The organism is Pseudomonas sp. NFX5, assembly GCF_049132125.1.
GTDB lineage: Bacteria > Pseudomonadota > Gammaproteobacteria > Pseudomonadales > Pseudomonadaceae > Aquipseudomonas > Aquipseudomonas marginalis.
Genome location: NZ_JAFMZG010000007.1, coordinates 79,429 through 89,937, shown reverse-complemented (window position 1 = coordinate 89,937; position 10,509 = coordinate 79,429). Strand labels below are relative to the sequence as shown.

Sequence of the window (10,509 nt, the reverse complement as noted above, 5' to 3'; positions counted from 1 at the left end):
TCGCCACACAACCATTGCGTCTTGGTCCAGCGCCCGAAGGCTGGATAGAGTCGAACCATAACCCGTAGCACAAGGACCACCCCATGCCATTTTCCGACTACAAAACCGCGCTGGTCACCGGGGCTTCCTCCGGCATCGGCGCCGCCGTTGTCGAACGCCTGTGCCAGGAAGGCGTGCAGGTGCATGCCCTGGCTCGTAGTGCCGACAAGTTGCAGGAACTGGCGGCCAGGACCGGCTGCATCGCCCACGCCATCGACGTGACCGACCTTGCCGGGTTGACCCAATTGTTCGCCGAGAACACCTTCGACATCCTGGTCAACAACGCCGGCGTCGACAAACCCGGTTCCCTGCTCAAGGCCGACGCCGACGGCATCGACCTGCTGATCGACGTCAACCTGCGCGCCGTGCTGCACCTTGCACGGCTGGCGCTGCCGGGCATGGTCGAGCGCGACTGCGGGCACATCATCAACATCAGTTCGATCGCTGCGGCCTACAACTTTGGCGGCAACTCCACCTACCACGCCACCAAGGCGGCGGTGAGCATGCTTTCGCGCCAGTTGCGCATCGATGCGTTCGGCAAGCGCGTGCGGGTCACCGAGATCTGCCCGGGTCGGGTCGCCACGGATATTTTTGCCCACGTGCACGGCGATTCCGAAGCCACCTACAAGCGCTTCGTCGAGGGCTTTGAATTGCCCCTGGCCGAGGACATCGCCAATGCCATCGCCTTCGCGATTGCCGCGCCGATTGCGGTCAACATCGGGCACATGGAAATCACCCCGACCTTGCAGGTGCCGGGCGGGCTTTCCACCGCCCGGCCCCAGGACTACCAGGGCTGAATCCGAGCCCCGGCAAAAGAACGGATCGATCCGTCAGCGCTGCATCCCGCCACGGCCACGCCGGGTGATTTTGATTTCTGCCCTAGCCCAATGCCGATAGGGATTGACCATGAAGCAAGACTTCGATTTGGCCGCGATTCTGCAAGGCGAGTATGCCGAGCTGATCGTCAAGGGCATCGAAATGACCTTGCAGCTGGCGCTGTTCGCCTGGCTGCTGGCGATGCTGCTGGCGCTGACACTGGTCACGGTGCGCCTGACCGGTAACACGCTGGCCGACCGCCTGGTGGCGGGGTATGTGTCGTACCACCGCAATGTGCCGACCCTGGTGCAACTGATGCTGTGGTACTTCGGCGTGCCGACGCTGCTTGGCGAGTCCACGCAACTGTGGCTGGCCAACCACAACACTGAATACCTGTTCTCGGTGATCGCCCTGGGCCTGTGCCAGGCTGCGTATTTCTGTGAAGACATGCGCAGCGGCCTGCGCGCCATTCCCGCCGGGCAGACCGAAGCGTCCAGGGCCCTGGGCCTGGGCTACGTGCGTTCGATGCGCTACGTGATCCTGCCCCAGGGCGTGCGCAACTGCCTGCCGTCGCTGATCAACCACACCGTGCTGCTGTTCAAGAACACCAGCCTGGCGATGGCGATCGGCGTGATGGAACTGACCTACGCCAGCCGCGAAGTGGAGAACTACACGTTCCGCACCTTTGAGTCGTACCTGGTGGCCACGGTTTTCTACCTGGTGTTTTCACTGCTGCTGATGGGCGCCGGGGCATTGCTCGCCCGTCACTTCAGCAAAGCCCTGGCGAGGTAGACCGCGATGTTCGATATGTTTTCAATCGTGCAGCAGAACTGGACGCTGTTCCTGATCGGCCAATACCCCCACGGCCCGCTGGGTGGCCTGGTCAGTACCCTGATCCTGGCGGCGGTGGCGTTGCTGCTGGCGTTCCCGTTCGGCCTGCTGCTGGCCTTGGCGCGGGTGTCGCCGTGGAAGGGCTTGTACTGGGTCGCGACAGTGTGGGTCTATGTGCTGCGTGGCATCCCGTTGCTGATGGTGATCTTCTGGACCTACTTCCTGGTGCCGTTGCTGATCGGCCATAACATCACCGGCTTCATGACCATGCTCTGCACCCTGGTGATCTACCAGAGCGCCTACCTGTGCGAAATCATTCGCGGCGGCATCCAGGCGCTGCCGGCCGGGCAGTACGAGGCGTCCCGCGCCCTGGGCCTGGGCTATGTGCGCACCACGGTCTGGGTGATCCTGCCCCAGGCGCTGTACAACGCGCTGCCGAGCCTGATCAGCCAGTTCATCTCGATCATCAAGGAAACCTCCCTGGGCTACGTGATCAACGTGCAGGAAGTGACCTTCGCCGCCAACCAGGTCAACAACCAGCTGCTGACCAAGCCGTTCCAGGTGTTTTTCATCCTGGCGATCATCTACTACCTGCTGTGTTTCGGCCTGACCCGCCTGGCCGGTTGGGTGGAGCAACGCATTGCCCGCAAGCGCCTGGGCGATGGCGGGCAAACCGTGGCGGGCGGTCCGTTGCTGACCACCGATAATTGAAGAGGGCTGCGCTCATGCATCCAATGATCATGTTTTCGAAAATCAATAAATGGTACGGCGAGTACCAGGCGCTTACCGACATCACCGCCGAGGTGCAACCCGGTGAAGTGGTGGTGCTGTGCGGCCCCTCGGGTTCTGGCAAGTCGACGCTGATCCGCACGGTCAACCGCCTGGAAGACATCCAGGCCGGCCAGATCCTGTTCGATGGCCAGGACGTGCACGGCACCGACGCGCAGATCAACCGCCTGCGCAGCCGCGTGGGGTTTGTGTTCCAGAGCTTCAACCTGTTCCCGCACCTGTCGGTGCTGGAAAACATCACCCTGGCGCCGAACAAGCTGCGCAACCTCAAGGGCGCCGCTGCCAAACAAAAGGCCATGGAATTGCTCGACCGCGTCGGCCTGGCCCATAAGGCCGGTGCTTACCCGGCGCAGTTGTCCGGCGGCCAACAGCAGCGCGTGGCGATTGCCCGGGCATTGGCGATGGAACCGCCGGTGATGCTGTTCGACGAGCCCACCAGCGCCCTCGACCCGGAAATGGTCGGTGAAGTGCTGAGCGTGATGAAGGGCCTGGCCAAGGACGGCATGACCATGATGTGCGTGACCCACGAGATGAACTTCGCCCGCGAAGTGGCCGACACCATCTGGTTTATGGACGCGGGGCAGATTCTGGAAAAGAGCAGCCCCGATGCGTTCTTCACCCAGCCTTCGCACCCGCGAGCGCAACGTTTTATCGCCGACCTGCGGGCCCATTGAGCTGCGGCGGCTTTGCTCCCTCTGCCATTTTTGCTGGTCCAACTTTCTGGAGATTTCCCATGGGTATGAAGCATCTGTTTACCGCACTGGCATTGGGGCCATTGGCGATCGCCGTCGCACAGGCCGACCAGTTGAGCGACATCCTGGCCAAGCAGTCCCTGAGCTGCGGCGTCTACGCCGACGTGCCGCCATTCTCCGCGCCGGACCCGAAAACCCGCGAGCTGGTGGGCATGGACGTGGACCTGTGCAAGGCCCTGGCCAAGACCATGGGCGTGGCCCTGGAACTCAAGCCGCTGTCGGTTGAAGCGCGGATTCCCGAAGTGAAAATGGGTCGCGTCGACGTGATCTTCGCCAACCTGGCCTACACCAAGACCCGCGCCGAACAGATCCAGTTCAGCGACCCGTACTACATCGCCAAGGAAACCCTGGTGGTGCGCGCGGCGAATGCCGACCAGCCGAAAAGCTTCTTCAAGGACAAGCGCATCAGCTCCACCAAGGGCTCCACCTCCGAGCAGTCGATCCGCCTTGCCGGGGCCACCCCGGTGACCTTCCAGGACACCGGCTCGGCCTACATGGCGTTGCAACAGAACAAGGTGGTGGGCCTGGTGACCAACACCATGACCGCGCTGAAACTGGTCAACCAGGCCAAGGCCAGTGGTGTCGAACTGGCCCTGGCCAAGGAGCCGATGGCCCTCGAACCGATCGGTGCCGGCATGCGCCGCGATGAGCCGGCGTTTCTGGCCAAGGTCAATGAGTCGTTGATGGCGATGGAGAAGGCCGGGGAGATCGATGCGATCTGGGACCGCTGGATCGGCCCGAACACCGAATACAAGATGTTCCGCGAGGACAAGGTGCAGAGCTTGAGCGCATTGAAGTTCGAGCCGTTGCCGTAAGCGCCGGCGGTTGTGAAAAAGCCCGCCGTGGGTGATGCACGGCGGGCTGTTTTTTACGGTGTTCTGTACTGGGGGCGCAGGGCCTCATCAATCATCCAGTGCGGTTGGCCGGGCCTGATGCATGTACCGCCCACCCAGCGTTCGTGGCTGGCATGGTCGAGCCAGTACGCCTGTCCGTTGAGCACGCTATAGCCCAAGGGGGTCAGCGACAACGTGCGGCGGGGCCAGTCCAGATGCGTCTCGGTTTCCGTCAGCAACGGCTGCTCGCCATCGATCAACGGCCGCAACAGCGCATGAAACATCATGTCCCCGAGGAACGGCAGCGGGTCGCGCCTGGCCATCAGCTCGGCGAACACACGGCCAAACGGCAGCGGCCCGGCTTCGGCGAGGTAGGTCAGGGCCAGGCGTTCGGTCAGCGACAGGCCGTCCTGGGTGCCCGGTAACTCCTGCAACTGACGCAACAGCGCCGGCGCCAGCAACGGCAGGGCGGGGTGTTGGCCATGGGCAAGCGCCGCCAGCCGGGTCGGTGAGCTGTCGCAATAGGCCGACCAGGCCTGTTTGGCCAGGTGCACGGCATCGTCACCGATGAGGCGCCGCTGTGGCCAGAGCCACGCCAATACATCGGGCGCCAGTTGGCCGATACCGATAAAACGCTCGACACCGGGAATACGATCCACCTCAATCAGCTCCAGCTTGGGCGGTGCCTGCTCCAGGCCGGCCAGGGCACGGATCAGGAACAACTGGTCATAGGCGTCCGCCTCACACCACAGCACGCTGTGCTCGGCATTGGCCAAGGTTTCCAGCTGATCGTATTCATCGTCGACGCGGCGCGTGACGTCCGCTAAGGGCAGAGCAAAGGCCTGGCTGATGAACGCGCTGCGCAGGGCGCGGAATTCTGCGGCGGGGACGTCGCGCACCGGGCCCATGCACAGCGGGTCGGTGAGCATCTGGAAGCGGCCCTTGAACCCGGCCACCTGGAGGCTGTGGGCAATGTCATTGCCGCAGCGCCAGTGGGTGGTGCGTGCTTCGTCGCTGGCGGCAAAGTCGGGATGGCGGGCGGCGAAGTCAATGGCGTCGACATGGGCCTTGAGCTTGGGCCAACTGCTGAAGCCCAGTTGCCTGGCGATCTGCCATTGGGCTTGGGACAGGGTGGCGCCGGGGTCCTGGGCTTTCAGATGGCGCAACAGTTCCTTGGCGCGCTTGCGCTGCTGCTCAAGGTTGAGACGGCCATCGGTGTTGGAGGATACGGGGCGTTGCGACATACGATCTCCTTGCACAAACCTTTTCCGCTTTAAGGTTGGGAGTCGTAGAAATGAGGTAGAGCTTCATTGTCCTGGGCGCAGCCCTTTCCGCGGAAGGTGGCGTAGAGAGCGCCAGGCGGGAAATATAGGCACTGCGGCGTTTGATTGCAAATCGGGCTTGGGATCGAAGCCGTACTCCTTTTTTGGGGGGGACGGGATTAAATGTGGGAGGGGGATTTGCCCTCATGCCAGTCAGTGAAGACGTAGAAAGGGGAAAAAGTAACCTGTGGTGAGGGAACAAGCTCTTATCAAGATTAAAATAACTCACTGATTTTAAAGGGATAAAATTTCACGCTGAAGTCTTGAGTCCTGCATAAATAATTTCAGGCGAGCGCATTCTTGTGGTGAGCGGGCTTGTCGAATCGTCGCACCGCCCGCGTTGGGCTGCGCAGCAGCCCCAAAAACAGGCGCAGAGGAGTGTCTGATACACCACATTTGTCTCCATCAGGGGCGCTTCGCACCCCAACGCGGGCGGTGCGACGATTCGACAAGCCCGCTCGCCACAGAGGTCCCAGTTTGCTGCGCGACAGCGCTACGTCGAAGAGGTAGTGGCACCTCCCTCGCCACAGGTACGCTGTTCTGGATTATTTGTCCTTGCGTGCATCCATGGTCTTCTGGTGCTCGGCCAGGAACGGCTGTTCTGCCGGGTCGAAGCGATCAATCCCGGCAGTAAAACGATGCCAGTACGGGTACAACGGTTGGCGCCGTGTCACCGCTTCAATACGCGAGAACTGTTCATCGGTGAGTTTCAATTCCGTGGCCGCCAGGTTGTCACGCAGATGCGCTTCCGTGCGGGCGCCGACGATCAGCGAGGTAATTCCCGGACGGTCCTTGAGCCAGGCCAGGCAGGTGCGCGCCACTGACACGCCCTGTTCATCGCCCACGGCGGCGAGGGTCTCGATGATGTCCAGCGCACGTTCCTGGTCATGCACGTAGGGTTCGGGCCAGCCGCTGCCCTGACGGGTATTGGCCGGTGGCTGCTGCCCGCGCCGGGTGGAACCGGTCAGCAGGCCTTCGCCCATCGGCCCCCACACCAGCGTCCCCACGTGCTGGTCCAGGGCCAGGGGCAGTAACTCGTACTCGGCCTCGCGGGATTCCGGGGTGTAGTAGATCTGCTGGGTGATGGGCTTGAGCATGCCGTGCAATTCGGCCTTGCCGAGGGTTTTCATCATCTGCCAGGCGGTGAAGTTGCTGGTGCCAAAGTAGCGGATCTTGCCTGAGCCAACCAACAGCCGCAGGGCTTCGAGGGTTTCCTCGATGGGAGTCATGCCGTCCCAATTGTGCAATTGGTAGAGGTCGATATGGTCGGTGCCCAGGCGCTTCAAGCTCGCTTCGCACGCGCGAATCAGGTGATAGCGCGACGAGCCTGAGTTGTTCGGGTTGTTGTCCACGGGGCTACGGCCCTTGGTGGCCAGCAGGATATCGTTGCGCTTGTCGCCCAAGGCTTTGCCGACCACTTCTTCGGCCAGTCCGTGGGAGTAGAGGTCGGCGGTGTCGACCATATTCACCCCGGCGTCGAACGCGATATCGAACATGCGCCTGGCCTGGGGCACGTCTACCGATCCGCATTTTTCAAACTCGGCGCGACCGCCAAAGGGCACGGTGCCGAGGATGATTTCGGATACCAGCAGGCCCGAATGGCCCAGTTGTCGGTATTGCATGTCGTCTCCTACTTAACGTTGAACCTGAAGTTCTGAACGACGTGGGTGGCGATAGTTTGAATTTTTTCATGAAAACTTCCCGCGCCTGCCGCACCATTGCGCCCAACAGGTTTAAGAGGAATACCGCGTCCATGAGTGCACTGATCGAAACCCGCGCCCTCACGCGCATGGACGAACGCCGGCAGGTACCGTTGCTGCAGCCCACGGATTTCACCTTGAACCGCGCCGACCGCGTGTCGATCACCGGCGCTTCCGGTTCCGGCAAAAGCGTATTGCTGCGGGCATTGGCGCTGCTGGATGCGCCCACCAGCGGGCAGGTCCTGTGGAACGGCCAGCCGATTGCCAATGCCGAGATTCCCCATTACCGCAGCCATATCAGCTACCTCTCCCAACGCCCCGCGCTGCTCGAAGGCACGGTGGAGGACAACCTGCGCTTTCCCTTCAGCCTCAAGACCCTGCGCCAGCGCCGCTTCGACCCGCAAGCGGTGACCGCGTTGCTGGGGCATGCCGGCAAGGCAGCCGATTTTTTGACCAGGAACGCATTGGACCTCTCGGGCGGCGAGGCCCAGGTGGTCTCGCTGATCCGCACCCTGCAACTCAACCCCGAGGTGCTGCTGCTGGACGAACCCACCGCTGCCCTCGACCCCACCTCATCCCGCGACGTGGAAGTGCTGATCAGCGCCTGGTTTGCCGGCGACAACGCCCGCGCCTATGTCTGGGTGTCCCATGACCTCGATCAGGCGCGGCGCATGAGCGACATCCACTTGCACATGAGTGCCGGCGTGTTGAGCGAGGCGACCCAGCCATGAATTATCAAAACCTCACCGCCCTGGACATGGGCATCGCCGCTTCGCTGATCCTGGTCAACGGTGCGCTCTCCCTGCTGCTGCGCCTGGGCCTGGGCCGCCAGTTGCTGTGGGCGGCGGTGCGTACCGTGGTGCAACTGTTGGCCATCGGTTACCTGCTGGGCTGGGTGTTCGCGTTCGCCTACTGGTATGTGGTGCTGCCGTTGATGGGCGCAATGACCCTGATCGCCGGGCTGTCGGCGGCGGGGCGCGGGCGCAGGACGTACCGTGGGCAAAGGGTCGACAGCATCCTGTCGGTGTGGGGCAGTTCGTGGCTGGTGACGGCAGTGGGTTTGTTTGCGGTGATCCGCATCCACCCGTGGTACGAGCCGCAGTACGCGATCCCGATCCTCGGCATGATCCTCGGTAATACCCTGACCGGCGTGTCCCTGGGGATCGAACGCATGACCCAGGAACTGACCTCGGGGCGCAACACCATCGAGATGATCCTGGCCCTCGGCGGCTCACGCTGGGAGGCGGCGCAGGAAGCGATCCGCCAGGCGGTACGCGCGGGGATGATCCCGACCCTGAACCAGATGACCGTGGTCGGCATTGTCAGCCTGCCCGGCATGATGACCGGCCAGGTGCTGGCGGGGGAAAGCCCGGTGGACGCGGTGCGCTATCAGATCGTGATCATGTTCCTGATTGCCGCGTCGTCGGCGTTGGGTACGGTGGGGGCGGTGTTGCTGACGTATCGGCGGTTGTTTTCCAGGAGCCACCGGTTTTTGCGTGAGCGCTTGCAAGAGCGCGTCTGAGCCTCAGGTGTTGCAACCCTTAGCAATCGAATCTTCATCGCAGATGTGCGGCCGCGACGGTTCGAGATTGCACTCGAGCTTGTTGCGGGCAATGTTAAAGCGATACTGCGCGCCATTTTAGAAACCGCGCGACCGGCCCGATCGCTGATAAACAGAGACTGCAAGTCACTGGTGGGCGTGCTTGATTGTTTTTTTTTGTATACGTTAGTTATTGCAGGGATGGTTTGCAGTAAAATCCTACACTCAGGTCGCTACTTCGAGCTTGAAACTACCTATCCGTTCGGCTAGCTATTTGTCTGGGAAGTAATCTGTTAGCGTTCAATTATTCTATGTCGAGGATAGGGGGGCTTCAGAATGGAGCTCGCAGATATTGGCAGTACGCCACTGGTAGAATTGAAAACACTCTCGATAAATGGCAATAAGGTTTTTTCTAAGTGTGAGTTTTTGAATCCCTCAGGAAGTCACAAGGACAGGACTTATCTAAATATTGTTAGCCGATTGGAAGAGGTCGGCGTCATTTGGCCGGGCATGACCTTGATAGATTGTTCTACCGGGAATGGTGGAGCAGCACTTGCGTGGATCGGAAGGCTAAAAGGCTATAAGGTGAAAATCTTTATGCCGGAAGGTATGACTGAGGAACGGAAAGTTCAAATACGCTCTTATGGGGCTGAAATAGTTGAAACGCCAAGAGAAGGGTTTTTATCAGAAGCCGTACTCCGAGCCAAACGTTATCAAGCGGAGAACTCGGCGAGAGAAAGTTATTTTCTGGATCAGTCCAGCAATTTATTGAACAGGCAAAGTTGGAAAGTCTGTGGTGAAGAAATAGTACGGGACCTGAAGGTGTACGGCGTAGTTCCTGATTTTTTTGTTTGCTCGATAGGCACGGGTGGAACGTTTTCTGGTATTGCTGAGGTCTTGAAACGAGAGTACAGCGAAATTAGAACCGTAGGGGTTGAAGTCAATAATTCTGCTCCATTGTTTGCAGAAAGGCATCACTTGGCCTTTGAACATCGCCCTCATAATTTAATGGGGCTCGGTGCCGGAGTCTTGTCAGCTAATACAATCTCTGAACTCGTTGATGAGGTCCGAGTGATTGAAGGCTCAGACGCATGGGCTCGAATGAAGCTCTTTATTGACGAAGAAAAAATCCCAATTGGCCCGACCTGTGGTGCGAACTTGCTGGTCTGCGATGAGTTTGCACGAGCATTCCACAAAAAAAATATAGTCACCTTGTTTTTTGATAGTTCATGGAAGTACGCAAGTCGCTGGGATGGTGTTTATCCACAATACAGTGAGGTGAATGATGTTACTTGAAGAGGTTTATAGGAATGCCAGAGTTGTGAACTCTGGTACAGCATTGACTACCGTAAACGAGTTTACTGATCAAATTCCGGCATTAAGGCCGGAGGTATTAATGGAGGTGGCTCAAAAAGTCGTTAGGCTCATGGATTTTAATGTTTCAAAAATTGTAACTGAAGAAGATAAAGGTGCTGCGCTTGCTACGACGGTCTCTTTGCTTACAGGTATTCCTATGGCAATGGCTAGATGGTATTCCTACAGTCTGGGGGATATCAATGAGCAGGTGGTTAATGTGCAGTCGGAGTATTTTCAAGGAGATATGTATCTTAATGGTGTTAATGCTGGTGATCGCGTAACTATTATTGATGATACGTTGAGTACTGGTGGTGCAGTGATTGCGCTGGTCAATGCAGTGAAAGGTGCTGGTGGCGAATTAGTGGACGTTATTTGTGCCGTTGAAAAGGTGGGGAATAATGGCGCTGAAAAGGTTAAAGAACAAACGGGTATTGATGTGAAGACCATTATGAAAATAGTGGTTAGAGACGAAGGTGTGAACGTGATTTCATAGGTCAGTATTTTTTTCGGTTGATAGATATGCTTAGGGTG

At 59.4% G+C, this 10,509-nt stretch carries 11 protein-coding genes and 1 pseudogene; 9 read left to right on the top strand and 3 right to left on the bottom strand.

Going from position 1 to position 10,509, the window contains the following annotated elements; genetic code table 11:
- Positions 1 to 83 precede the first annotated feature (83 nt).
- From J1N02_RS02900 to J1N02_RS02880, 5 genes are all read left to right on the top strand, one after another.
- On the top strand, positions 84 to 836 hold the full coding sequence (locus J1N02_RS02900) for an SDR family oxidoreductase (RefSeq protein ID WP_027608103.1): 753 nt from the start codon (positions 84 to 86) through the stop codon (positions 834 to 836).
- A gap of 109 nt (positions 837 to 945) precedes the next feature.
- Positions 946 to 1,647, top strand: a complete 702-nt coding sequence (locus J1N02_RS02895) for an amino acid ABC transporter permease (RefSeq protein WP_027608104.1) — start codon at positions 946 to 948, stop codon at positions 1,645 to 1,647.
- 6 nt (positions 1,648 to 1,653) lie between these two features.
- On the top strand, positions 1,654 to 2,397 hold the full coding sequence (locus J1N02_RS02890; RefSeq protein ID WP_085205429.1) for an amino acid ABC transporter permease: 744 nt from the start codon (positions 1,654 to 1,656) through the stop codon (positions 2,395 to 2,397).
- Between the two features lie 23 nt (positions 2,398 to 2,420).
- Complete coding sequence (locus J1N02_RS02885) at positions 2,421 to 3,149, top strand: amino acid ABC transporter ATP-binding protein (protein WP_169899070.1); 729 nt, start codon at positions 2,421 to 2,423, stop codon at positions 3,147 to 3,149.
- Positions 3,150 to 3,208: 59 nt separating this feature from the next.
- Complete coding sequence (locus tag J1N02_RS02880) at positions 3,209 to 4,042, top strand: ABC transporter substrate-binding protein (protein WP_092354702.1); 834 nt, start codon at positions 3,209 to 3,211, stop codon at positions 4,040 to 4,042.
- A gap of 53 nt (positions 4,043 to 4,095) precedes the next feature.
- On the opposite strand, the gene J1N02_RS02875 is transcribed toward J1N02_RS02880, so the two are convergent.
- Positions 4,096 to 5,304, bottom strand: coding sequence for a DUF1835 domain-containing protein (locus J1N02_RS02875; RefSeq protein ID WP_421147128.1), 1,209 nt, complete (start codon positions 5,302 to 5,304; stop codon positions 4,096 to 4,098).
- Between the two features lie 623 nt (positions 5,305 to 5,927).
- Complete coding sequence (locus tag J1N02_RS02870; RefSeq protein ID WP_027606138.1) at positions 5,928 to 7,004, bottom strand: aldo/keto reductase; 1,077 nt, start codon at positions 7,002 to 7,004, stop codon at positions 5,928 to 5,930.
- A 131-nt stretch (positions 7,005 to 7,135) separates the two neighbouring features.
- On the opposite strand from J1N02_RS02870, the gene J1N02_RS02865 reads away from it, so the two are divergent.
- Both J1N02_RS02865 and J1N02_RS02860 read left to right on the top strand, forming a co-directional pair.
- Positions 7,136 to 7,813 (top strand): ABC transporter ATP-binding protein, encoded by a 678-nt coding sequence (locus J1N02_RS02865; protein WP_027606139.1) that lies wholly within the window; start codon positions 7,136 to 7,138, stop codon positions 7,811 to 7,813.
- On the top strand, positions 7,810 to 8,604 hold the full coding sequence (locus J1N02_RS02860; RefSeq protein ID WP_065940241.1) for an ABC transporter permease: 795 nt from the start codon (positions 7,810 to 7,812) through the stop codon (positions 8,602 to 8,604). The genes J1N02_RS02865 and J1N02_RS02860 overlap by 4 nt, the downstream gene beginning before the upstream one ends.
- A 3-nt stretch (positions 8,605 to 8,607) precedes the next feature.
- Here J1N02_RS02860 and J1N02_RS02855 read toward each other — a convergent pair.
- A pseudogene (locus J1N02_RS02855) lies at positions 8,608 to 8,703 on the bottom strand (DUF2599 domain-containing protein); the annotation flags it as partial.
- A 255-nt stretch (positions 8,704 to 8,958) separates the two neighbouring features.
- On the opposite strand from J1N02_RS02855, the gene J1N02_RS02850 reads away from it, so the two are divergent.
- Both J1N02_RS02850 and J1N02_RS02845 read left to right on the top strand, forming a co-directional pair.
- Positions 8,959 to 9,918: a cysteine synthase family protein gene (locus J1N02_RS02850; protein ID WP_169899025.1), complete on the top strand. Its 960-nt coding sequence runs from the start codon at positions 8,959 to 8,961 to the stop codon at positions 9,916 to 9,918.
- On the top strand, positions 9,905 to 10,471 hold the full coding sequence (locus J1N02_RS02845) for a phosphoribosyltransferase family protein (RefSeq protein WP_169899023.1): 567 nt from the start codon (positions 9,905 to 9,907) through the stop codon (positions 10,469 to 10,471). The genes J1N02_RS02850 and J1N02_RS02845 overlap by 14 nt, the downstream gene beginning before the upstream one ends.
- The last annotated feature ends 38 nt before the right edge of the window (positions 10,472 to 10,509 follow it).

What these genes read in the sequence shown, in the direction of transcription:
- J1N02_RS02900 (WP_027608103.1), top strand. Translation starts at nt 84, where the DNA reads ATGCCATTTTCCGACTACAAAACCGCGCTGGTCACCGGGGCTTCCTCC.
- J1N02_RS02895 (WP_027608104.1), top strand. Translation starts at nt 946, where the DNA reads ATGAAGCAAGACTTCGATTTGGCCGCGATTCTGCAAGGCGAGTATGCC.
- J1N02_RS02890 (WP_085205429.1), top strand. Translation starts at nt 1,654, where the DNA reads ATGTTCGATATGTTTTCAATCGTGCAGCAGAACTGGACGCTGTTCCTG.
- J1N02_RS02885 (WP_169899070.1), top strand. Translation starts at nt 2,421, where the DNA reads ATGATCATGTTTTCGAAAATCAATAAATGGTACGGCGAGTACCAGGCG.
- J1N02_RS02880 (WP_092354702.1), top strand. Translation starts at nt 3,209, where the DNA reads ATGGGTATGAAGCATCTGTTTACCGCACTGGCATTGGGGCCATTGGCG.
- J1N02_RS02875 (WP_421147128.1), bottom strand. Translation starts at nt 5,304, where the DNA reads ATGTCGCAACGCCCCGTATCCTCCAACACCGATGGCCGTCTCAACCTT.
- J1N02_RS02870 (WP_027606138.1), bottom strand. Translation starts at nt 7,004, where the DNA reads ATGCAATACCGACAACTGGGCCATTCGGGCCTGCTGGTATCCGAAATC.
- J1N02_RS02865 (WP_027606139.1), top strand. Translation starts at nt 7,136, where the DNA reads ATGAGTGCACTGATCGAAACCCGCGCCCTCACGCGCATGGACGAACGC.
- J1N02_RS02860 (WP_065940241.1), top strand. Translation starts at nt 7,810, where the DNA reads ATGAATTATCAAAACCTCACCGCCCTGGACATGGGCATCGCCGCTTCG.
- J1N02_RS02850 (WP_169899025.1), top strand. Translation starts at nt 8,959, where the DNA reads ATGGAGCTCGCAGATATTGGCAGTACGCCACTGGTAGAATTGAAAACA.
- J1N02_RS02845 (WP_169899023.1), top strand. Translation starts at nt 9,905, where the DNA reads ATGATGTTACTTGAAGAGGTTTATAGGAATGCCAGAGTTGTGAACTCT.